General features: G+C 60.4%; 21 protein-coding genes. 14 read left to right on the plus strand and 7 right to left on the minus strand.

Translation table 11 applies throughout. The features are described from left to right. The first annotated feature begins 204 nt into the window (after positions 1–204). Positions 205–1,863, plus strand: coding sequence for a nitrite/sulfite reductase (locus tag ACW9JC_RS10610; protein ID WP_448107678.1), 1,659 nt, complete (start codon positions 205–207; stop codon positions 1,861–1,863). Next, positions 1,847–2,341: a DUF934 domain-containing protein gene (locus ACW9JC_RS10615; RefSeq protein ID WP_338581082.1), complete on the plus strand. Its 495-nt coding sequence runs from the start codon at positions 1,847–1,849 to the stop codon at positions 2,339–2,341. The genes ACW9JC_RS10610 and ACW9JC_RS10615 overlap by 17 nt, the downstream gene beginning before the upstream one ends. Positions 2,342–2,410: 69 nt before the next feature. Here ACW9JC_RS10615 and sohB read toward each other — a convergent pair whose 3' ends face one another. Then, complete coding sequence (gene sohB, locus ACW9JC_RS10620) at positions 2,411–3,433, minus strand: protease SohB (RefSeq protein ID WP_457454964.1); 1,023 nt, start codon at positions 3,431–3,433, stop codon at positions 2,411–2,413. A 201-nt stretch (positions 3,434–3,634) separates the two neighbouring features. Between sohB and ACW9JC_RS10625 the strand changes: the two genes are divergently transcribed. Further along, positions 3,635–4,345: a histidine phosphatase family protein gene (locus ACW9JC_RS10625; RefSeq protein ID WP_448107676.1), complete on the plus strand. Its 711-nt coding sequence runs from the start codon at positions 3,635–3,637 to the stop codon at positions 4,343–4,345. A gap of 78 nt (positions 4,346–4,423) precedes the next feature. Next, positions 4,424–4,738, plus strand: a complete 315-nt coding sequence (locus ACW9JC_RS10630; protein WP_339556166.1) for an SCP2 sterol-binding domain-containing protein — start codon at positions 4,424–4,426, stop codon at positions 4,736–4,738. 103 nt (positions 4,739–4,841) lie between these two features. Here the strand turns inward: ACW9JC_RS10630 and ACW9JC_RS10635 are convergent, their stop codons facing one another. Beyond that, complete coding sequence (locus ACW9JC_RS10635) at positions 4,842–7,472, minus strand: MGH1-like glycoside hydrolase domain-containing protein (RefSeq protein WP_457454965.1); 2,631 nt, start codon at positions 7,470–7,472, stop codon at positions 4,842–4,844. Between the two features lie 125 nt (positions 7,473–7,597). Here ACW9JC_RS10635 and ACW9JC_RS10640 point away from each other — a divergent pair, with 125 nt between their 5' ends. The 3 genes from ACW9JC_RS10640 (at position 7,598) to ACW9JC_RS10650 (ending at position 10,798) form a co-directional block, all read left to right on the plus strand. Beyond that, the gene (locus ACW9JC_RS10640; protein WP_338581092.1) at positions 7,598–8,461 is read left to right on the plus strand and encodes a LysR family transcriptional regulator; all 864 of its coding nucleotides are present in this window, start codon (positions 7,598–7,600) and stop codon (positions 8,459–8,461) included. Between the two features lie 106 nt (positions 8,462–8,567). Then, positions 8,568–9,713 (plus strand): sterol desaturase/SRPBCC family protein, encoded by a 1,146-nt coding sequence (locus tag ACW9JC_RS10645; RefSeq protein ID WP_457454966.1) that lies wholly within the window; start codon positions 8,568–8,570, stop codon positions 9,711–9,713. Beyond that, the gene (locus ACW9JC_RS10650; protein WP_457454967.1) at positions 9,710–10,798 is read left to right on the plus strand and encodes an SMP-30/gluconolactonase/LRE family protein; all 1,089 of its coding nucleotides are present in this window, start codon (positions 9,710–9,712) and stop codon (positions 10,796–10,798) included. Before ACW9JC_RS10645 ends, ACW9JC_RS10650 begins: the two co-directional genes overlap by 4 nt. Positions 10,799–10,919: 121 nt before the next feature. Here the strand turns inward: ACW9JC_RS10650 and ACW9JC_RS10655 are convergent, their stop codons facing one another. Both ACW9JC_RS10655 and ACW9JC_RS10660 read right to left on the minus strand, forming a co-directional pair. Then, positions 10,920–11,078 carry a hypothetical protein gene (locus ACW9JC_RS10655; protein WP_416126427.1) on the minus strand — a complete coding sequence of 53 codons (159 nt, stop codon included), beginning with the start codon at positions 11,076–11,078 and terminating at the stop codon, positions 10,920–10,922. Between the two features lie 111 nt (positions 11,079–11,189). Continuing rightward, a complete protein-coding gene (locus tag ACW9JC_RS10660; protein ID WP_150700636.1) occupies positions 11,190–11,423 on the minus strand; it encodes a DUF465 domain-containing protein in 234 nt (77 codons plus the stop codon). 208 nt (positions 11,424–11,631) lie between these two features. Between ACW9JC_RS10660 and ACW9JC_RS10665 the strand changes: the two genes are divergently transcribed. After that, positions 11,632–12,156, plus strand: a complete 525-nt coding sequence (locus tag ACW9JC_RS10665) for a DUF4142 domain-containing protein (protein WP_457454968.1) — start codon at positions 11,632–11,634, stop codon at positions 12,154–12,156. A gap of 57 nt (positions 12,157–12,213) precedes the next feature. Here the strand turns inward: ACW9JC_RS10665 and ACW9JC_RS10670 are convergent, their stop codons facing one another. After that, positions 12,214–12,438 (minus strand): hypothetical protein, encoded by a 225-nt coding sequence (locus ACW9JC_RS10670; protein WP_457454969.1) that lies wholly within the window; start codon positions 12,436–12,438, stop codon positions 12,214–12,216. A gap of 260 nt (positions 12,439–12,698) precedes the next feature. Between ACW9JC_RS10670 and ACW9JC_RS10675 the strand changes: the two genes are divergently transcribed. Genes ACW9JC_RS10675 through ACW9JC_RS10700 form a run of 6 tightly spaced genes read left to right on the plus strand, consistent with a single transcriptional unit; the run spans position 12,699 to position 18,120 of the window. Further along, complete coding sequence (locus ACW9JC_RS10675; protein WP_457454970.1) at positions 12,699–13,550, plus strand: STAS domain-containing protein; 852 nt, start codon at positions 12,699–12,701, stop codon at positions 13,548–13,550. A gap of 4 nt (positions 13,551–13,554) precedes the next feature. Next, the gene (locus ACW9JC_RS10680; protein WP_338581101.1) at positions 13,555–13,917 is read left to right on the plus strand and encodes an STAS domain-containing protein; all 363 of its coding nucleotides are present in this window, start codon (positions 13,555–13,557) and stop codon (positions 13,915–13,917) included. After that, positions 13,914–14,318, plus strand: coding sequence for an anti-sigma regulatory factor (locus tag ACW9JC_RS10685; RefSeq protein ID WP_457454971.1), 405 nt, complete (start codon positions 13,914–13,916; stop codon positions 14,316–14,318). Before ACW9JC_RS10680 ends, ACW9JC_RS10685 begins: the two co-directional genes overlap by 4 nt. Further along, positions 14,315–15,319, plus strand: a complete 1,005-nt coding sequence (locus tag ACW9JC_RS10690; protein ID WP_457454974.1) for an ATP-binding protein — start codon at positions 14,315–14,317, stop codon at positions 15,317–15,319. The genes ACW9JC_RS10685 and ACW9JC_RS10690 overlap by 4 nt, the downstream gene beginning before the upstream one ends. Then, positions 15,312–16,187 (plus strand): sensor histidine kinase, encoded by an 876-nt coding sequence (locus tag ACW9JC_RS10695; RefSeq protein ID WP_448107670.1) that lies wholly within the window; start codon positions 15,312–15,314, stop codon positions 16,185–16,187. Before ACW9JC_RS10690 ends, ACW9JC_RS10695 begins: the two co-directional genes overlap by 8 nt. Beyond that, positions 16,177–18,120 (plus strand): response regulator, encoded by a 1,944-nt coding sequence (locus ACW9JC_RS10700; RefSeq protein WP_338581104.1) that lies wholly within the window; start codon positions 16,177–16,179, stop codon positions 18,118–18,120. Before ACW9JC_RS10695 ends, ACW9JC_RS10700 begins: the two co-directional genes overlap by 11 nt. Before the next feature lie 58 nt (positions 18,121–18,178). Here ACW9JC_RS10700 and uvrA read toward each other — a convergent pair whose 3' ends face one another. Both uvrA and ACW9JC_RS10710 read right to left on the minus strand, forming a co-directional pair. Beyond that, a complete protein-coding gene (gene uvrA, locus ACW9JC_RS10705; protein ID WP_457454972.1) occupies positions 18,179–20,797 on the minus strand; it encodes an excinuclease ABC subunit UvrA in 2,619 nt (872 codons plus the stop codon). Positions 20,798–20,857: 60 nt separating this feature from the next. Continuing rightward, entirely contained in the window at positions 20,858–22,969 is a 2,112-nt protein-coding gene (locus ACW9JC_RS10710) for an ATP-binding protein (protein WP_457454973.1), read from the minus strand. Positions 22,970–23,106 lie beyond the last annotated feature (137 nt).

A 23,106-nucleotide genomic window follows, 5' to 3' on the forward strand; every position in this document is an offset into this window, starting at 1 on the left:
GTTGACAACAATTCTCGTTAGTCGATTTGGTTCTTTACATATACTCAAACATCACTTTTGCGCATAACTGCAAACTGGTATCTTGCCCCGGCTCCATAGGGAGTGCGCGGCCGTGCGCGCAGAATTGCAGAGGCTCTTTCGGACTCAAGCAAGCACAAAAACGCAGCTGTATCCGAGCGACCCAAGCCTGAGAACAGGACTTATATGTACGTATACGACGATTACGATCAGCGGATCATCGAGGACCGCGTCAAGCAGTTCCGTGATCAGACCCGACGCTATCTGGCAGGCGAGCTGAGCGAAGAAGAATTCCGCCCCCTGCGCCTGCAAAATGGCCTCTATATCCAGCGTTTCGCGCCGATGCTGCGAGTCGCGGTGCCTTACGGCCAACTGACTTCGCGTCAAATGCGAATGATGGCCAAGATTGCCCGCGACTACGACAAGGGCTACGCCCACATCAGTACCCGGCAGAACGTACAGTTCAACTGGCCGACCGTGGAAGACATCCCGGACATTCTCGCTGAACTGGCCACCGTGCAGATGCACGCGATCCAGACCAGCGGCAACTGCCTGCGCAACGTCACCACCGACCAATTTGCCGGCGTCGCTGCCGATGAGTTGATCGACCCGCGCCCATGGTGCGAGATCGTCCGCCAGTGGACCACGTTCCACCCGGAATTCGCTTACCTGCCGCGCAAGTTCAAGATCGCCGTCAATGGTTCGACCTCGGACCGTGCAGCCATCGAAGTCCACGACATCGGCCTTGAGCCGGTGCACAACGCCGCCGGCGAACTGGGCTTCCGTGTGCTGGTCGGTGGTGGCCTGGGCCGTACGCCGGTGGTGGGCGCGTTCATCAATGAATTCCTGCCGTGGCAAGACCTGTTGAGCTACCTCGACGCCATCCTGCGTGTTTACAACCGCTATGGTCGTCGCGACAACAAGTACAAGGCGCGGATCAAGATTCTGGTCAAAGCGCTGACGCCTGAAGTCTTCGCACAGAAAGTCGACGCGGAAATGGAGCACCTGCGCGGTGGCCAGACCACGCTGACCGAAGCCGAAGTGCATCGCGTCGCCAAACACTTCGTCGACCCGGACTACAAGGCACTGGAAAACCAGACTGCCGCACTGGCCGAACTCGACCAGCAAAACCCTGGCTTCGCCCGCTGGCGCACGCGCAACACCCTGGCCCACAAGAAGCCGGGTTATGTTGCCGTGACCCTGTCCCTGAAGCCGACCGGCGTTGCACCGGGCGACATCACCGACAAGCAGCTCGACGCCGTGGCCGATCTGGCCGACCGCTACAGCTACGGTCAACTGCGCACTTCCCACGAGCAGAACATCATTCTGGCCGACGTCGAGCAGGAAAAACTGTTCACCCTGTGGGGCGAGTTGCGCGAGAAAGGTTTCGCCACGCCGAACATCGGCCTGCTGACCGACATCATCTGCTGCCCTGGCGGTGATTTCTGCTCCCTGGCCAACGCCAAGTCGATCCCGATCGCCGAATCGATCCAGCGCCGTTTCGACGACCTGGACTACCTGTTCGACATCGGCGAACTGGACCTGAACATCTCCGGTTGCATGAACGCCTGTGGTCACCACCACGTCGGCCACATCGGCATCCTCGGGGTGGACAAGAAAGGCGAAGAGTTCTATCAGGTTTCCCTCGGCGGCAGCGCCAGCCGTGACGCCAGCCTGGGCAAGATCCTCGGCCCGTCCTTTGCCCAGGAAGCCATGCCTGACGTGATCGAGAAGCTGATCGACGTGTACATCGAACAACGTACCGAAGACGAGCGTTTCATCGACACCTATCAGCGTATTGGCATCGACCTCTTCAAGGAGCGCGTCTATGCAGCGAATCATTAAGAACAACGAAGTCGTCGACGAAACCTGGCACCTGCTGCCGAAGGACTTCAACATCGACGAGATCAGCAACTGCGATGATCTCATCGTGCCATTGCAACTGTGGCGCGAACACAGTCGCATGCTGTTGGCCCGCGATGGCGGCCTGGGCGTGTGGCTGGATGCCGATGAAGAAGCCGAAGAGATCGGTGAAGACGCAAACCAGTTCAAGGTGATCGCCCTGAACTTCCCGGCCTTCACCGATGGCCGCAACTACTCCAACGCCCGCCTGCTGCGTGACCGTTATGGTTTCAAAGGCGAACTGCGAGCGATTGGTGATGTGCTGCGCGATCAGTTGTTCTACATGCACCGCTGCGGCTTCGATGCGTTTGCGGTTCGCCCCGATAAAGATCCGTATGAAGCCCTGGAAGGTCTCAAGGACTTCTCGGTGACCTATCAGGCTGCCACCGACGAACCGCTGCCGCTGTTCCGTCGTCGCTGATCAGCGAATCGACATAAAAAAACCGGGGATTTCCCCGGTTTTTTTATGGCTGCGAGATAACGTTCAGCGTTACCAGAAGCGTTGCTGGGTCAGACGACTCCACCAGCTCAGCAGAACGCGGTCGACCGAACCGCTGGCCGCCATGCCGATACGCTCTTGCAGGCTTTTACGCTCGGCGTAGTGCAAGTGATAGAGCTCGGACTTCTTGGCGCGCTCGGCCAGGTATTCGTCGCTGGTCTTGAGTTCGTCCACCAGTTGCTTGTCGAGCGCCGCGACGCCGAGCCAGATTTCCCCGGTAGCCACTTCGTCGATGGCCAATTGCGGGCGATAGCGGGACACGAAGTTCTTGAACAGTTGATGGGTGATGTCCAGGTCTTCCTGGAACTTCTCCCGACCCTTCTCGGTGTTTTCGCCAAACACCGTCAAGGTGCGCTTGTACTCGCCGGCGGTCAGCACTTCGAAGTCGATGTCGTGCTTTTTCAGCAGGCGGTTGACGTTGGGCAACTGCGCGACCACGCCGATCGAACCGAGGATCGCGAACGGTGCGCTGATGATCTTCTCGCCGATGCACGCCATCATGTAGCCGCCGCTGGCCGCGACCTTGTCGATGCACACGGTCAATGGCACGCCGGCCTCACGGATACGCGCCAGTTGCGAGGACGCCAGGCCATAGCTGTGGACCATGCCACCACCGCTTTCCAGACGCAGGACCACTTCGTCTTTCGGCGTGGCGAGGGTCAGCAGCGCGGTGATTTCGTGCCGCAGGCTTTCAGTGGCCGAAGCCTTGATGTCGCCGTCGAAATCCAGCACGAACACCCGGGGTTTGGTCTCGGGTTGTTTCTTCTGTTTTTTCTCGGACTTGGCCTGGGACTTGCGCAAGGTCTTGAGCTGGTCCTTGTCGAGCAAGGTTTGCTCCAGGCGCTCACGCAGCCCCTTGTAGAAATCATTGAGCTTGCTGACCTGCAACTGGCCGGCCGACTTGCGTCGCCCCTTGCTGCGCAATGCGGCAAAACTGGCCAGGACCACCAGAATGGCGATCACCAAAGTCACGGTCTTGGCCAGAAAAACGGCGTACTCGGACAAAAACTCCACAGGGACTCCTTAGACGATGCGCGGCATCAACGCGCGCGGGATACCACCAGCATACTCATGCGCCGGCCTTGCGACCAGCCGAGAAACCTCTGGCAACAGGCCTGTAACGAGCATTTCAAACAAGCGTATGTTTTTTCATTGACAGCTCACCGCCATCCTCATAACCTCGCCAAACCTTCAACGTACCGGGATGACGCGGACGTGGGCAGCATCTATTTGATTCGACATGGCCAGGCCTCCTTTGGTGCAGACGACTATGACGTCCTGTCGCCGACCGGTGTTCGCCAGGCAGAAATCCTTGGCCAGCACCTGGCCGAGCTCGGCATCAGCTTCGATCGCTGCCTTGCCGGTGACCTGCGCCGCCAGCAGCATACTGCCAACAGCGCGCTGGAACAGTTCGCTGCCGTGGGCCTGCCGGTGCCGATCCTCGAAACCGATTCCGCGTTCAATGAATTCGATGCCGACGCCGTGATTCGCGCATTGTTGCCCGCCATGCTGGCGGACGAACCCGAAGCCCTGAACATCCTGCGCAACGCCACGCAAAACCGCGCCGAGTTCCAGCGCATCTTCGCCCTGATCATCGAACGCTGGCTGGCCGGCACCTACGACACGCCGGAGCTGGAAAGCTGGCTGGGCTTTGTCGAACGGGTTCGCGCCGGGTTGCACCGCATTCTCGAACAGGCCGACAACACGCAGAAAATCGCCGTGTTCACCTCCGGCGGCACTATCACCGCCCTGCTCCACCTCATTACGCAAATGCCTGCCAAACAGGCCTTTGAATTGAACTGGCAAATCGTCAACACCTCGCTCAACCAACTCAAGTTTCGTGGTCGCGAGGTGGCCCTGGCTTCCTTCAACAGTCATGCGCACCTGCAACTGTTGAAGGCCCCGGAACTCATCACGTTTCGCTGAGTCCGGACTATTGTGACCCTGGCTGTAATCACCCTGCTCTAATTACCCTGCTTTAAACACCAGAAAAAGGATCAAACCATGACCTCCGTAGCTGATGCCGTACAAGCAATGAAAGCCAAGTTCAATCCAGCCGCTGCTGCCGGTCTGGACCTGGTCTTCGGTTTTCGCATCGACGACACCAAGAACTTCTCGCTGGTCGTCAAGGACAGCACCTGCGAGCTGCTGGAAGGCGAAAACCCTGACGCCCAGGTCACTCTGGTGATGGACGGCGAAACCCTGGAAGGCATCGTCGACGGTTCGACCGACGGCATGCAAGCGTTCATGGGCGGCAAACTGCGCGCTGAAGGCGACATGATGCTGGCGATGAAACTGTCCGAGCTGTTCCCTTCGTAAGACAAGGGCTCCCTTTTTCGGGAGCCTCTGTAGTTGCACACGAAACCCGCCCCTTGTGGCGGGTTTCGTCGTTTTTGGTGCAGCGATACGGTCAACTGCGCGATCAAGGCTGTAACAACAACGCCACCAACGCACTCCACCCGGTCTGATGACTGGCCCCCAGCCCTCGCCCGGTTTCTCCGTGGAAATACTCATGGAACAACACCAGGTCGCGGCTGGCGGGGTCAGCCTGCAATTGCGCATACGCCGCCATCGACGGGCGATTGCCCTCTTCATCGCGCAAGAACAGCCGGGTCAGACGCTGGCTCAGGCTATCGGCAACCTCCTCCAGCGAAGCCAGGAAACCTGAACCGGTTGGGTATTCCACCGAGAAGTTCTGATCGTAATAACGGTGAAACTCGCGCAAGGACTCGATCAGCATGTAGTTGATCGGCATCCACACCGGCCCACGCCAGTTGGAGTTGCCGCCATACAGCCGTGAATCCGATTCCCCCGGTTCGTAACGGGCACAGAGTCGATCACTGTTGATCTGCAGGCCGAAAGGCCGTTCAGCAAAGGCTCTGGACAGCGAACGAATGCCGAATTCAGAGAGAAACTCTTCCTCATCGAGCATGCGTTTGAGCAAGTCCTTGGTGCGTTCGCCGCGCAACAGGGCCAGCAGCAACCGGTTGCCCTCACCCGGTTCGGTCCAGCGTGACACCAGGCTGGCCAGATCCGGCCGATGGCGCATGAAACCCAACAGGCGCTCGCGTAAACCAGGTAACCCTTCGTGCTCGTGCTGCTCCAGCACCTGCACGGCGAACAGCGGCATCAGGCCGACGATAGAGCGCAGGCGCAGCGGCTCGTTGACGCCGTCCGGGCGGTGCAGCACGTCGTAGAAAAACTGGTCCTGCTCGTCCCAAAGGCCTTCGGCGTCGGAGTCGATTTTATTGATCGCTCCGGCGATGTAGAGAAAATGCTCGAAGAACTTAACGGCGATGTCGACGTAGACACTGTTGCGCTTGGCCAGCTCGAGGGCGATGCGCATCAAGTCCAGCGCGTAGGCGGCGACCCAAGCCGTGCCGTCGGCCTGATCAAGTGCGTAACCGGGTGGCAATGTCGCTGAGCGGTCGAACAGCGCGATGTTATCCAGACCGAGGAAGCCTCCCTGGAACAGGTTGCGGCCCTCGGCATCCTTGCGATTGACCCACCAGGAAAAATTCAGCAGCAGTTTGTGGAAAATCCGTTCGAGGAAATCCATGTCGCCTGTCCCGGTCAGCCGCTTGTCCTGCTGATACACGCGCCAGCAGGCCCACGCATGGACGGGCGGGTTGGCATCGTCGAAGCGCCATTCATAGGCCGGTAACTGGCCATTGGGGTGCATGAAGCGATCTTTGACCAGTAGCAACAATTGATGCTTGGCGAACTCTGGATCGATCAGCGCGAAGGCCGCCGCCTGAAAGCCGAGGTCCCACGAGGCGTACCACGGATACTCCCAGGTGTCGGGCATGGAGACGATGTCGAAATTCGACAGGTGCCGCCAATGGGTGTTGCGAATGTGCGAGCGTCCGGACGGCGGCGCAGGTTGCCCCGGATCGCCGTCGAGCCACTGATTGACGTCGAAATAATACAGTTGCTTTGACCACAGCAAACCGGCCAGGGCCTGACGCTGCACGTTTTGCGCATCGGGGTCGTTGATTCCACGTTGCAGCGCTGCGTAAAACCCGTCGGCCTCGCTGCGTCGGCGTTTGAACAGAGCCTTGGCATCCACTTGAGCTGCGCCCGACCGGGCGAAGCGCAGATACACGCTGCGACTTTGCCCACCCTCGAATGCCAATGCGAAATGCGCCGCCACCTTTGTCCCAGCATCACGGCGAATCGCGTCGCTGATGCCATCGACCACAAAGTCGTTGATCCCGTCCTTGTACGGACCGGCCGCCGCCACACCATCAAGTTTCGGGAAATTGCTCTGGTTTTCGCAGAACAGCCACTCGCAATCTTCCTCGCCCCAGGCCGTGGCCTGCCGATCTGCCAGTTGCGGGTGCCGGGCCAGAACCTGATCGCCGGCCAGTGTCAGGCTCGGTTTCTGGCCGTCGGCCACCCAGCTCCAGGTGTTGCGCGCCCAGAGCTGAGGCAATACGTGCAAGCGCGCCGGCTGATCGGCGCGGTTGTGCACCGTGACACACATGAAGATGTCGTCGGGCGAGTGTTTGGCGTACTCCACTGTTACGTCGAAGTATCGGTTGTCCTCGAACACACCCGTGTCGAGAATCTCGTACTCGGTGTCCGTCAGTCCACGACGGGCGTTTTCCGCGATCAGGTCGGCGTAGGGAAATTCGGCCTGAGGGTATTTGTAGAGCATGCGCATGTAGGCATGGCTCGGTACGCCATCGACATGGAAATACAACTCCTTGACGTCTTCGCCGTGGTTGCCTTCGGTGTTGTTCAGGCCGAACAGACGTTCCTTGAGAATCGGGTCCCGCTCGTTCCACAGCCCCAATCCCAGACACCAGTGCTGAGCCTTGTCGGAGAACCCCGCCAGCCCGTCCTCGCCCCAGCGATAAGCGCGACTGCGGGCATGGTCGTGGGGAAAATAGCGCCAGGCATCGCCATCGGCGCTGTAGTCCTCGCGCACCGTGCCCCACTGACGTTCACTCAGATACGGCCCCCATTCGCGCCAGGCATCGGCCTCGCTGCCGAGCAGACGCTGGCCTTCGACAGTGCCTTGGATGTTCGCAGCGGGTTTGGCGGTCATGGCGGGTCCGTTGGGCGAGAGACGGTTGCAGTGTAGTGCCTCGGCTCACCGCTTGACTGAACACCAACGTAGCCGCTGGCGTCACCTGCTCTTACAATGCGCGGACTTCCCACACCGGCCACCCCATGGACATCGACCTCGCCCGCACCTTCCTGGAAATCGTCCGCCACGGCAGCCTTGCAGCCGCCGCCGAGAAACTCCACGTCACCCAGACCGCGATCACCGCACGGGTGCAGAAACTCGAAAGCCAGTTGGGCAGCACCCTGTTCGTGCGTAACCGTGCCGGGGCGCGGCTGACGCCCAATGGCGAGGCCTTCGTGGTGTACGCCAATCAACTGGTGGAAACCTGGGAAGCGGCGCGACGGGACTTACCGTTGCCCGAGGGTTACCACGATGTGTTGCACATTGGTGGCGAGGTCAGTCTGTGCAACCCGCTGATGCTCAGTTGGGCCGGCGAGTTGCGAGAGAAAATCCCCAGTCATGCCTTGCGCATGGAGATCCGCGACGGCGAAAACCTGCTGCGCCAACTGGAACTGGGGGTTCTGGATGCGGCGCTGGTCTATCAACCCGAGTATTGGCCACGCCTGCAAGTCGAGCAGATTCTGGAAGAGAAACTCATCCTTGTACGGTTACCCGGTCACCCCGATCCTTACGTGTACATCGACTGGGGCCCGGATTTCCGTCGCCAACACGATGCCGCGTTGCCGGAAAAAGCCAAGGCTGCCCTGAGTTTCAACCTCGGTCCACTGGCCTTGCAGTACATTCTGGAGAATGGCGGCAGCGGCTACTTCCGCACCCGCGTCGTGCAGAGCTACCTGGAAAGCGGCGTGCTTGAGCAAGTGCCCAAGGCCCCGGAATTCAGCTACCCGACCTACCTGGTTTATTCCCGCGATCGCGACTCGGAAACCCTGCAGCGGGCCTTCGATCTATTGCGCGAAGTAATCCGGTCCGATGATGACTGGTCGCAACGCTGGAACCCGCTGACCTGAATCCGCTTTGCACCGGATCATGGCAGTTGTGTCCTCAAGGTTCGGCCCGCCAAAACGCCGGAATCGTCTAATCTGCTGGAGATAACAATAACGACAGGTGATTGCAGTGAGGCAGACCACCGAAGCATTCCGCAGCCGTTACCGCGCCAACATCCATCCGCTCTACAACCCGTGGCTGCACGGCACCTTTGTGCTGTTGTTCGGCCTGTTGGCCATCGCCGCATTCTGGAGCACCGTGCAGCAGGTGCAACCGCTGGAGTGGCTGGCGGTGCCGCTGACTTTGCTGCTTTTCAACCTCGGCATTTACATGGTGCATCGGCACCTGGGCCATCACAAAAAAGCCTTCGCGCGAATGTTCTATGCGCGTCACGCCGGTGACCATCACAGTTTTTTCGCCCCCGGGCACATGACCTATGACAGCGCCCGTGACTGGCGGGTGATCCTGTTTCCGGCCTGGCTGATCGTGTTGCACACACTGGTCATCAGCCTGCCGATCTGGTGGTTGCTCAAGCAGTTCGATGCCAATGTCGCCGGGCTGGTCGGCGGTTGCCTGGTGCTCGGTTACCTGGCCTATGAGGTGTTTCACGCCTGTGAACATCTGCCGCCGCACAATCCGTTGACGCGCCTGCCGTGGATTCGCCAGATGCGTCGCCTGCATGAGCTGCATCACCGGCGCGAGATGATGCAGGAGCGCAATTTCAACATCGTTTTTCCGTTGATGGATTACCTGTTCGGCACCCTCTACTGGGAACCGGAACACGCCACCCCGTACCTGACGAGAACGCCCATGACCCGCATGCAGCATCAGATCGAGATTGCCGGAACCCCCATCGACGTACTCGCCTACGCCAGCACCGTGACCCGTTGGCCGGAATGGCATCCATCGTCGCTCAAGATCAATGGCCAGAAGGGCTCACTGCATGCCGGCGCGCGGTTCGAAGAGGACATTCGCGCCGGTGGCCGCGACGGGCATTTGAGCTGGGTGGTCGACGAGTATTTGCCGGGGCGGCGCTGGAGTGCCCGGGCCGATGGCGATCATGGTCTGTCGTTGGTGGTGACTTACGAATGCGCGGCCGAGGGCAATGGCACGCGGTTCGTCCGCACCCTTGAATACCAGTTCAGTGGCCTGGGAATGCGCATGGCCAACGCACTGCTGCTCAAGCGGCGAATCGATCGCGAGTCGGCCGAATCGATGCTGGCCCTGCGCGAAATGGCGCAAAAGCATCTGGCGCAATCGGGAGTCAATGCGTGAGTCGATTCATCAGGTTGCGCCATTGGCTGCTGCTGGTGATCATCGCCATCGGCGCATTCCTGCTGCTGATGCCGACCAAAGTGCAACCGGTGGCCTGGACGCCACCGCCCGCGCCCTCCCTCACCAGCGGCGTTTATGCCGATAACACGCGACTCAAGGGCGTGGAACGGGTCGGCGCCGCAGACATCGACGGCCCGGAAGCGCTACTGCTGGAAAACGATACGCTGATCACCGGCTTGCATGACGGCCGGCTGATCCGCACCAGTCTCGACGGCAAGGTCACCAAAGTTTTGGCCGACACCGGTGGTCGGCCGTTGGGGCTGGCCCGTCATCCCAATGGCTTGCTGGTGATCGCCGATGCGGTCAAGGGTTTGCTGTCGCTCGACGCTCAGGGTCGACTGGTAGCGATGACTACCGAAGCCAACGGCGTGCCCTTCGGTTTTACCGACGACGTGGCCATCGACAAACCCGGTCACTACGCCTATTTCAGCGACGCTTCCAGTCGCTTCGGCTACGGCAAGGACGGCGAGGCGATCATCGAGCACGGTGGCGACGGTCGTTTGCTGCGTTACGACTTCCAGACCGGCAAGACTTCGGTGTTGCTGGATAAGCTGGAGTTTGCCAACGGCGTCACGCTGGGGCCGGACGATGCCTTTGTGCTGGTCAACGAAACCGGCGCCTATCGCATCAGTCGCTACTGGCTGAGCGGACCGAAAGCCGGCACCCACGATGTGTTTATCGATAACCTGCCCGGTTTGCCGGACAACCTGTCATTCAACGGCCGCGACCGCTTCTGGGTCGCCTTGTATGCACCGCGCAATGCCTTGCTGGATGCCACGGCGGAGCACCCATTCGTTCGCAAGATGATCGTGCGGGCCATGACCGTCCTGCCCAAACCGGTAGAAAAACGCGCCTTTGCGTTGGGGCTGGATGTTGAGGGCAAAGTCATCGCCAATCTGCAGGACGGTAGCGACGGCAATTATTCCCCGATCACGACAGTGCGTGAGTATGGCGACTGGTTGTATTTCGGTTCGTTGAAAGCGAAAAACATGGCGCGATTGCCGCTCAGTACGGCCATGCAATAAACACCACAAAACCTTGTGGGAGCTAGCCTGCTAGCGATAGCGGAGTGTCAGACACCTGTTGATCAACTGACAGACTGTTATCGCTAGCAGGCTAGCTCCCACAGGGTGCAGTGCGCTGGGTTCAATTCAAATCGGAGTCGATACCCTCGTCCTCCGGCACATCATCAATACCCGGTTCTTCTTCAGGATGTTCAGTGGTATGGGCCGGGCTCAACGGTTGTGGATGGGTTGGCATCGGGTCGAAGCCACCCTGCTCTTCGCTGGGATATTTCTGTTTCATGAGGCACCTCGCCTGCCGCCCGTCTTGTCGGGTTCTGAACATTCGAGGTGCCGGTTCTTATCGCCGTTCCAACTTTTCAGTCACCGGTCGTCGGTGACTCATGACCAGGGGTCAGGACGGCGACTGCAGTTGTTTGACGATCTTGTCCTTGACCTCCAGGCGCTTCGCCTTGAGCTTTGTCACCGCGTCATCGCTGGATTTGGCTTGCTCCGCCTTCACCACCTCGGCATCTGCCAGGGAATACTTGTTGATCAGCGAATCCAATAACGGATCCTTGGTGCGTTTCTGCTGGATTTCTTCCTTTGTGCAACTCAGGTCCTGATAAAGGTCATGGGACACCGGCATGGAACACCTCCGTTTGTTGATCGGTAGCAAACGCGACAGATTGCGCTCGCCAACTATCAGAATGGCCTCGGTTAGCCGGTTCTGTCGACCATCTGTCAGACCAGCGGTGTCCATTCGTCGTCCTCCGGTAAATGCGATAAAACCTTTCCCCAGTCGCCGGCCTCCACTGGTTAACGATCACCGTGATCATCTGCGTGGAGAAACACCAATGGACGGATTTAACCTGCGCCACCTCGCTATGGCCGTTGCTTTGAGCACTGGCATGATGGGTGCGGCATTTGCCGCGACTTCCAATGATTTTGTCGACAAGGCCGCTGCCGGCGGCATCGCCGAAATCGAGGCCAGTCGGCTGGCCCTCGAAAAAAGCCAATCGGCGGACATCAAGGCGTTCGCCAACATGATGATTACCGATCATGGCAAGGCCAACGACGAACTGGCGACCATCGCGAAAAAGAACGACATCGAAGTGCCGGACAGCACGACGCTGGTGAAGCAGGCCAAGGAAAAGATCCTCGACATGCGTGACGAATCCTTCGATGCGGCGTATGCCAACAATCAGGTCAAGGCTCACGAAGAAGCCATTGAGCTGTTCAAGAAAGAAGCCAACACCGTGACGGACGACAAAACCAAAGGCGCGGTGGAACTCAAAGGCTTTGCGCAGAAAATGCTGCCGGGTCTGGAAAAACATCTGGATATGGCGAAAAAACTCCAGGCCGCGCATCCGAGCAAATAATCACGCTGCCAATGCAAAAGCCGCATCCAGGATGCGGCTTTCGTGTTTGAGGATCACCTAACCGCCATCGGTATCGATATCGGCATCGGTGTCATCACTGGGCTTGGGTCGATCTGGATTGGGCTTGAAGCCGGGGCTGAACTCATTGTCGTTGTCGGTATGGCGGTTCTTTTGATCAACCGTCTCATCACCGCTTTGCGGCTCCGGGGTGCTTTCCAGGGGTTTGCCAGGGTTTTCGCTCTGCGCTCGATCCCTTTGCGGTGTCATCGTTTGGTCTTTCATGGCTACCTCGCTCGTCACTGCATGTGCGCGGCCGGAATAGTCGAGCCTTGAGGTTTCGAAGTCGCCTGGCCGGCAGGGTTCCCTCGGACCGCTGATTTGCAATGAAAAGCCGCCGTCAGAACCGGCGCCGACTACAGTCCATGTGCAGCGGATGAAAAATGCTCTCGAAAGCGAACAACTATTTCATCCGGCAAATGTCACTGATTGGCGCCGGTCATTTCTTGGGGAGTCGGCGCCTACACTACAAGGAGTCAAGTCTCATGGCGGCACTGCAATCCAGCACACTCGATGCGATGAAGAAGAACCAGGCACAACTGCTTGCCGAATGGACCAACAACCTGGAGGCCAGCGGTTCCACGCGCAACCTCAAGGAGCAGGATCTAAAGCAACAGACCGCAGACTTCCTGCAGCTGATTGTCACCGGCCTGGAAAACGGCAACGGCCAAAATGTGGCGACCTCTGGCTGGGACGAGATTCGCCAGTTTCTGGAAAAGCTCTCCCATAGCCGTGCCCTGCTCGGCCAGGACTCTCAGCAAACCGCCAGTTTTATCTTCGCCTTGAAAGGCCCGTTGTTTGCGCTGCTGCAAAATCACTATCAGGACAGTCCGGCGCTGTTGGCCGAACAGCTTTGGGAAATCTCCGAACTGCTCGATGCCCTCGGCATGCACACCATCCGCACCTTCCAGAAATCCCGTGAAGCGGTGATCAAACGCCAACAGGAAGAACTGCTGGAACTGTCGACCCCGGTGGTCAAGCTCTGGGACGGCGTACTGGCGCTGCCGATGATCGGCACGCTGGATTCGCAACGCACTCAAGTGGTGATGGAATCGCTGTTGCAGCGGATCGTCGACACCGGATCGGAAATCGCCATTATCGACATCACCGGCGTGCCGACCGTCGATACGCTGGTGGCGCAGCACCTGCTCAAGACCGTCACCGCCATTCGCCTGATGGGCGCCGATTGCATCATCAGCGGCGTGCGCCCGCAGATTGCCCAGACCATCGTGCATTTAGGCCTCGACCTGCAAGGCGTCGTCACCAAGGCCAATCTGGCCGATGCCCTGAAACTGGCCCTGACCCGGTTGGGACTGACCATCAGCAAGGCGGTATGAGCCCATGGAGCGCATTCCGATATTGCAGATGGGTGACTTCCTGCTGGTGACGATCCAGGTCGACATGCATGACCAGTTGGCCCTGACCCTACAGGACGACTTGTCCGAGCGGATCAGCCGAACTTCCGCCCGTGGCGTGCTGATTGATATCTCTGCGCTGGACATGGTCGACTCGTTCATCGGCCGGATGATCGGGACCATTTCCGGACTCTCGAAAATCATGGACGCGCAGACGGTGCTGGTCGGCATGCAACCGGCGGTAGCCATCACCCTGGTAGAGCTTGGCCTGACGCTGCCGGGGGTCAGTACCGCATTGAATGTGGAGCGCGGGATGAAACTGCTTCAGGATCGAGTACGTGACCAATGAACGTACGCAGCAGTGGCTCTCATCCGATTCATATCGAGCAGGATGTGGTCCTGGCTCGGCAACTGGCGCGCAAGCTAGCCCAGGAATGCGGCATGCGCCTGATCGACCTGACCAAACTGGTAACCGCCGTCAGCGAACTGGCGCGCAACACCATGGTGTACGGCGGTGGTGGCGACATGGACTGGCAGATCCTCGACGACCAGGCCCGTTGCGGCCTGCGCCTGGTGTTTCGCGACGAAGGCCCCGGCATCCCCGACATCAAACTGGCGATGACCGACGGCTGGACCTCCGGCAGCGGCCTTGGCCTGGGCCTGACCGGTGCCAAACGTCTGGTGGACGAGTTCGAACTCGACACCGCGCCTGGCCAGGGCACTCGCATAACGATCACCAAATGGACATGAACATTGGCAGTTCACTGACGCAAGTGCTGGTGATCGAAGACAGCAGTCAGATCGGTCACGCCCGGCGAACCGCGCAGCAACTGGCGGAAACAAACGGCTTCGACATCACGGATGCCGGGCGCGTGGCGCTGGTTGCCACCGAACTGGCCAGCAATATTCTCAAACACGCCAGCCATGGCGAGCTGCACTTGCGAGTGTTGCCTCGTGCAAACGGCGCCGGCATCGAAATGCTTGCCGTCGACCGCGCCCAAGGCTTCGATTTGCAGGCGTGCCTGACCGATGGATTCTCCACTGGCGGAACTCAGGGCATCGGGCTGGGCGCCGTGTCGCGTCAGACCGAAGTGTTCGACGTCTACGCCGATTCCCGAGGTGCCGTGTTGCTGGCACGCTTGTATCCGCGCCAGGACAAGGCTACGGATCGACGCATTGGCATCAGCCAGCATTCGTTGCGCAACGACCCGGCCTGCGGCGATGTCTGGCACCTGGCGTTCGACGGACCACGCATCAGCGTGCTGGTGATCGACGGCCTGGGCCATGGAGAAGAAGCCGAGCGGGCTGCCCGCGCCGGCGAGAAAGCCTTCGCACTGTCGCCCTTCGCGTCACCGGTGCTGGCACTGGAGGAGATGCATCACGCCATGACCGGTACCCGTGGCGGTGCAGTGGCCGTCGCGCAATTTGACGGCGACGCACTGAAATTCGTCGGTATCGGCAATATCGGCGCCTGCGTCATTGCAGCGGACAAGTCCCGGGGTCTGGCCTCCCATCCCGGCATCGTCGGCGGCCAGTATCGAAAGGCTCAGGCCTTTGACTATGCTCAAGTGAGCGGACAGCTGTTGATCATGTACAGCGACGGCCTGCAATCGCGCTGGAACCTGCAGGATTATCCCGGTCTGGTGCACCGCCATCCCGCCGTGATCGCCGCCATTCTGCACCGTGATTTCTGTCGTGGACGGGACGATGTCACGGTGTTGGTCATTGCTCTGGAGGCCGCCCATGCCTGAAGCACCGATGAGTCAGACTGACGAACAAGCGGCGCTGATCGCCCGGCTGCAAAACGAAGCCGAGGCCCTGCGCGCGGAGCTGGATGAAACCAATCAGGGTGTACTGGCGCTGTATGCGGAACTCGACACCCAGGCCGAACAATTGCGTCAGGCCTCGGACCTGAAAAGTCGCTTTCTTTCCTACATGAGCCATGAATTTCGCACCCCGTTGGGCTCGATCCTGAGCATCGCCAGCCTGTTGACCGATGAACTCGACGGGCCATTGAGCCCCGAACAGCACAAACAAGTGGCCTTCGTCAGCGGTTCCGCCCGTGAGCTGAGCGATATGGTCGACGATCTGCTGGACCTGGCGAAGATCGAAGCCGGGCGCATCACCATTTCCCCGGCGTGGTTCGACATGTTCGACCTGTTCGCAGCACTGCGCGGTATGTTTCGGCCAATTGTCGATGCAACCGCCGTGGACCTGATTTTCGAGGAGCCGGTGGGACTGCCTCGGCTGTACACCGACGACAAGAAACTCGCGCAGATCCTGCGCAATTTCATTTCCAACTCGCTGAAGTTCACCACCCGTGGAGAAGTCCGGGTGTCGGCGCGTCTGGAAAACAGCTCCCATGTGCGCTTTGCCGTCAACGACACCGGAATAGGTATCGCTGCCGAGCTACATGGCGCATTGTTCGAAGACTTTTCCCAGGTCGACTCACCGTTGCAAAAGCGCCTGCGTGGAACCGGGCTCGGATTGTCCCTGTGCAAGCGCTTCGCTGGTTTGCTGGGTGGCGAAGTCGGGCTCCAGAGTACGCCGGGCACCGGCTCGACCTTTTTCGTGATCATCCCGCTGGCCATCGCCACGGAGCCTGCCGATGAAACGTGACCTGCGCCTGCTGATCGTCGACGACAACGTCGCCACGCGCTATGCCCTGCGCCGACGCCTTGAGCGTCATGGCTATGAAGTGCTCGAAGCCGGTACCGGCAGCGAGGGCCTGGAGTTGATCGACAGTGTCACCATCGAGGCACTGATTCTCGACGTCAACCTGCCCGACATGAGTGGCTTCGACATCGTCCGCATACTGCGCTCGGACCCCGCGACCGCCCTGCTCCCGGTGATCCACGTGTCGGCCGCCTCGATCCAGACCGGCGACATCATCACCGGCCTGGATGCCGGCGCCGATGCTTACCTGATCCACCCGGTGGACCCGGACGTGTTGCTGGCGACGCTGCGCACCTTGCTACGGGTGCGTGAAACGGAAAATGCCCTGCGGGAAAGCGAGGCGCGCTTTCGCGAGATTTTCATCAATGTCTCGGCGCCCATTGCTGTGCTGGATGCCCAGCTCAAGGTGCATGAATGCAACCATGCCTTCTCCCGGTTGATTCAGGACAACCTCACGCCTGACACGCTGCGCGAGTGCTTCGCCGACGACCAACCCGGCATCATCGACGAACTGCGCCTGCGCCTGAGCTATGGCGAGCGCTGGAAAGGCACCTTGAGCATGCGGGTCCAGGGCGAAATCCGCGAAACCGAGTGGCAGATCTCGCCCTACCGTTCACCGGAACTCAGCCTGGTGTTTGTCGAGGATGTCACCGAGCACCGCCACCGCGAGCGCTCGCACCTGGCGCGGCTGGACGACGCCACCACTCAACTGGCCAAGGAAGTCGCCGAACGCGTGCGCACTGAAGCCCAGTTGTTGCAGGTGCAGAAAATGGACGCATTGGGCAAGCTCACCGGCGGCATTGCCCACGACTTCAACAATTTGCTCACCGGCATCATCACCAGCCTGGAACTGATCCAGAAACGTGTCGCCGATGCGCGTACCGACAAGGTTCAGTTCTACACCGAAGCGGCGTTGAATTCGGCGATGAGCGCAGCCTCCCTGACCCATCGCCTGCTGGCATTCGCCCGGCAACAGCCGCTCGACACACGACCCGTTGATATCAACGAGAACATCCGCTCCCTTGAAGAACTGCTGGTGCGGACCATCGGCGAACGCATTGCCCTGAAACTTGAATTGACGAGCAAAGCGGCGATTGCCCTGGTCGACCCGATCCAGCTGGAAAGCGCCGTGCTCAATCTGGTGATCAACGCGCGCGATGCCCTGCCCCAGGGCGGCAATATCTGGGTCAACACCTATGCGGCCTATTCCCATGGTGATCCCAACCTGGCCGATGGCGCGTATGTCGCGTTGTCAGTGCGCGACGACGGCACCGGTATCGAGCACAGCGTGATCGACAAGGTGTTCGATCCGTTCTTCACCACCAAACCGCTGGGCCAGGGCACCGGGCTCGGGTTGTCGACCATCTATGGTTTTGCCCGTCAGTCCGGTGGCGATGCACACATCCGCAGCGTGGCGCGGCGGGGCACCGAAGTGACCATCATGCTGCCGGCCAGCTCCGATCCGACGGCCAGCGAAGTGTTGCCCACCGCTGTCGATCCGCAAGGCTCCGGCGAACACATATTGATCGTCGAGGACACGCCGTCCGTGCGCATGTTCGTGGCTGAAGTGCTGGTGGACGCCGGTTACCGCTGCACACAAGTGGCTGACATCGAGGGGGCTCTGGAACGCCTGCAGAATGATCAAACCATCGACCTGCTGCTGACCGACGTCGGCCTGCCACGCATGAGCGGCCGCGAGCTGGCCGATGTCGCCCGAGGCTGGCGCAACAAACTGCCGATCCTGTTCATGACCGGCTACGCCGAAACCGCGATCAACCGTCAGGTGTTTCTGGGGGAAGGCATGGAAATGCTGATCAAGCCGTTCCAGATCAATGAACTGCTGGACAAGGTACGGCGTACGATCGATGGCGCCTGAAAGATCAAAAAGGTCGTCCGAAGGCTCGGGCCGCGATCGGACGATCTTTTGATTCAGCTCACAACAAAGCCCTGGCCAAAAACGGCGCCGTCCGGCTCTTCTTGCTCTTCGCCACTTTCTGCGGCGTCCCCGCCACGACAATCCTGCCACCCTGATCCCCGGCCCCCGGTCCGATGTCGATCACCCAGTCACTCTGCGCCACCACGCGCATCTCATGTTCGACGACGATCACCGTGTGCCCTGCCGTCACCAGGTTGTTCAACTGTTCGAGCAAGCGATCGACGTCCCGCGGATGCAGCCCGGTGGTCGGTTCGTCGAGCACGTACAGCGTCGCTCCGCGCTGATTGCGTTGCAGTTCGGTGGCCAGTTTGATGCGCTGGGCTTCGCCGCCGGACAGCTCTGTCGCCGGTTGACCGAGGCGCAGATAACCCAGCCCGATATCGCGCAGCACCTCCAGCGAGCGACGGATTGACGCTTGTTCAGCGAACACTTCCACGGCTTGATCCACGGTCAGTTGCAGCACCTGGGCAATGTTGCGGCCCTGCCAGGTGATCGCCAGCGTCTCGGGGTTGTAGCGCGCGCCATGGCAGGTTGGGCATGGTGCATACACGCTGGGCATGAACAGCAATTCGACGCTGACAAAACCCTCGCCTTCACACGTCGCGCAGCGGCCCTTGGCGACGTTGAAGGAAAATTGCCCGGCGTCATAGCCCGCCGCCTGCGCCTCGGGCGTGGCGGCGTAGAGCTTGCGCACGTTGTCGAACAGCCCGGTGTAGGTCGCGAGGTTGGAGCGCGGGGTGCGGCCGATGGGTTTCTGGTCGACTTGCACAAGACGCTTGATCGACGCCAACCCTGCCGTGACTTGGCCGCCACTGGTTTGCGGCGCATCGTCTTCCAGGCTCGGTTCTTCCGCGTCACTCTCGGCGACCGGGCGCCCGAGGTGCGTGCCGACCAGTTCGAGCAAGGCCTGGCTGACCAGACTCGATTTACCGGAACCTGAAACGCCAGTCACCGCTGTGAAACAACCCAGCGGAAACTCAACGCTGAGGTTGTTCAGGTTGTTGCGGGTGATGCCTTCCAGCCGCAGCCAGTCGCTGGCCTTGCGGCTGACTCGCGGCTGGCTGACTTGCTCGGCGAACAGATAGGCGCGGGTTTGCGAATCGGCAACGTCAGCCAGCCCGGCTGGCGCGCCGCTGTACAGCACCCGCCCGCCATGCTCGCCCGCCGCCGGGCCGACGTCGATCAACCAGTCGGCGCGGCGCATGGTTTCCAGATCATGCTCGACCACAAACAAGGTATTGCCCGCAGCTTTCAAGCGCTGCAAGGCTTCGAACAGCGCCTCGCCATCTGCCGGGTGCAGGCCCGCAGATGGCTCGTCCAGCACGTAGATCACGCCGAACAATTGCGACCCCAGCTGCGTGGCCAGGCGCAGGCGCTGCAATTCGCCGGACGACAGCGTTGGCGTGCTGCGCTCCAGCGCCAGGTAACCGAGGCCCAGATCGGTCAGGGTGCTGACCCGCTCCAGCAAATCCTGGGCGATCCGCTGCGCGGCCAGACGTTTTTCCACTGACAGGTTCGGTGTGTGCCGCACATCCGGGGCATTGGCATGGCCGCTGGCGCCGTGGGCTACACGCTGTTCACGGGCCTCGCGGGTCTGGTTGTGAGTCAGCACTTCGCCCGCCTCTTCACCTTCTTCAAGGTAATGCTGGGCTGCGACCGGTTTCAGTACTTCGGCCACCTGCAGCAACGGCATCTGCGACAACGCGCCAATGTCATAACCGGCGAAGGTCACCGATAACGCCTCGCGCTTCAGACGTTTGCCGTCGCACAGCGGGCAAGGACTGCCCAGCATGAATTGCGAGACACGCTTCTTCATCAGTGCACTTTGCGAATGGGTGAACGTGTGCAGGATGTAGCGGCGCGCGCCGGTGAAGGTGCCTTGGTAACTCGGCTCCATTTTGCGCTTGAGGGCGACGCGGGTTTCTTCCGGCGTAAGCCCGGCGTAAACCGGCACCGTCGGGGTTTCTTCGGTGAAGAGAATCCAGTCGCGCTGCTTTTTCGGCAGATCGCGCCAAGGGATATCGACGTCGTAGCCCATGGTCACCAGAATGTCCCGCAGGTTCTGGCCTTGCCACGCCAAGGGCCATGAGGCGACCGCGCGCTGACGGATGGTCAGGCTCGGGTCCGGCACCATCAACGCTTCGGTGACTTCATACACCCGGCCCAAACCATGGCACTCGGGACACGCGCCTTGCGGCGTGTTCGGTGAAAAGTCTTCGGCGTACAGCATCGGCTGCCCCGCCGGGTAACTGCCGGCGCGGGAGTACAGCATGCGGATCAAACTCGACAAGGTCGTCACGCTGCCCACCGAAGACCGCGTACTCGGCGTGCCCCGTTGCTGCTGCAAGGCTACCGCTGGCGGCAGACCTTCGATGGAATCCACGTCAGGCACGCCGACCTGATCGATCAACCGCCGCGCATACGGCGCCACCGACTCGAAGTAACGACGCTGTGCTTCAGCGTACAAGGTCGAAAACGCCAGGGACGACTTGCCCGAACCGGACACCCCGGTGAACACCACCAGGGCGTCGCGGGGAATATCGACGTCGACGTTCTTGAGGTTGTGTTCCCGGGCGCCACGCACCCTGACCATGCCGGAGGGAGGGGTGAAGGTCATCATGCGGCCTTGTTCAAAAGTTGATGGATAGACGCGGCAGCTCCTACACAGGATTTGTGATCAGCCATTGAGCACTGTGCGAATCATTCGAGCCAGCGATTGCGGGCTATAGGGTTTGCTCAACAAATGGGTATCCGGGCTGAGCTGGTTATTGCGCGAGATAATGTCACGGGTATGCCCCGAGGTGAACAGCACCGCCACCGGAGGATTTTGCACTTTGGCCCATGCGACCAGATCGGAGCTCTTGATCAGGCCGGGCATGACCACATCGGTGAAGATCAAGTCCACCTGCGCGCCCTCCAGCAGCATTTGCATGGCGATGTCGGCGTTGCCAGCCGTCAGCACCTGATAGCCCTCTTCACGCAGCAACTCCACCGACGAAGCACGCACCGCTTCGTTGTCCTCCACTACCAGCACCCGCTCGTGTCCGCCCCGCTGATGCGTGTCCGGGATGGTTGTTTCACTGTCCATGGAACGCAGGCTGCGGGGGAAATACAGCTGCACCCGCGTGCCCTCGCCGACGACGCTGGACATCTCGATATGGCCGCCACTCTGCTTGACGAAACCGAACACCATGCTCAACCCCAGCCCCGTGCCCTGGCCGTCGGGTTTGGTGGTGAAAAACGGCTCGAAGGCCTGCGCGAGTACTTGCGCCGGCATGCCGACTCCCGTGTCAGCCACACAGACCTGCACATAGTCCCCGGCCACAATGCCTTTGCCTGCGCAAAACGCGCGATCGAGGCTGATGTTGTCGGCGCTGAGGTCGATGGTGCCTTCGCCCTTCATCGCATCGCGGGCGTTGATCGCCAGGTTGAGGATGGCGTTTTCCAGTTGATTGCGGTCGACGAACACCGGCCAGCAATCAACGGGGGCGGCCATGTTGACCTGGATGGTTTCCCCCAGCGCTCGCTGCAACAGTTCGCCGAGGCCGTCGAAGATCTGCTGTGGCGTACAAGTCGCCGGGGACAGCGGCTGGCGGCGCGCGAAAGCCAACAACTGTGAAGACAGCTTTGCACCGCGCTCGACGGCGGCAATGGAAGCGCTGACCCGACGCTGCACGTTGGCGTTACCCGCTTCGTGCCGGGCCAACAAGTGCAGGTTGCCGGCGATCACTTGCAGCAGGTTATTGAAGTCGTGAGCCACGCCACCGGTGAGGCCACCGATGGCTTCGAGCTTCTGTGACTGGCGCAATTGCTCTTCGGCCGCCAGCCGCGCTTCGACTTCGTCGGCCACCCGTTGTTCCAGGTTGCGGGTGAACCTGAGCAGCGATTCTTCGGCGGTCTTGCGTTCATGGATGTCGATCAACACGCCGGGAAAACGAAAGGCCTCGCCCTGCTCGTTGAACTCGCAACAACCGCTGGCCAGCACCCACAGATAACTGCCATCGGGACGCAGAATGCGGTACTCGACGTTGTAGGCCTCGCCGGTTTCAACCGACAGCTTGACCCGTTCCTGCACCCAGTTGCGGTCATCCGGATGGATCCGTGTTTCGGCGAATGCCTGTGACAAGTTGCTCAGGTCTTGCCCCGCCGGATAGGAAAAGGTACGAGCAAAACGCTCATCGCCGGACAGCACGTTGGCCTTGATGTCCCAGACGAAGGAACCGAGCAACGCCCCGGCATTCAGCGCCAGGCGCACCCGTTCGTTGTCGGCGCGATAGGCATCTTCGGCAGTTTGGCGGCGTTGCTCGGAAATCACCCGCTCAGTGGTTTCGACCACCATCGCCATGACCCCGGCCGGACGTCCGTCATCATCGGCAACCGGGCTGTAATAGAGGTCCATCCAGACCTGTTCGGGAACCCCGTCGCGCAGCAGCACCAGCTCTTTGTTGCGATAGGACAACGTTCCCCCGGCCAGGCACGTATCCACCACATGCCGGTTGAACTCGGCGACTTCCGGCCAGCCCAGTTCCACCGGGGAACCCAACAGATAAGGATGGCGCCCGCCGGCAAATGTCGAATAGGTGTCGTTGTAGATCATGTAGCCGGGCCGGCCCCAGAGCATCACCATCGGCAACGGTGACGCGAGCATCAGTTGCACCGCACTGCTCAGGCTCCGAGTCCAGGAATCAAGAGCACCCAGCTCGGTCCGGCTCCAGTCGAACGCACGAATGCGCCCGGCCATTTCGCCGCTCCAGCCGGAACACCCGTGGCTATCGTCTAGAAACTGCATCGCTTGGCTCTATCCCGGTCATCCGCACCCGTTTGTTTCGAGCACGGTGAACGTTATTCGTTTCATAGAGGTATAGCTGAATCTCATCTCCCGGGCTTTTGTGGCATGCACCGCCAACTGTAGGAGCTGCCGCAGGC

Source organism: Pseudomonas sp. SDO5591_S426, from assembly GCF_054070755.1.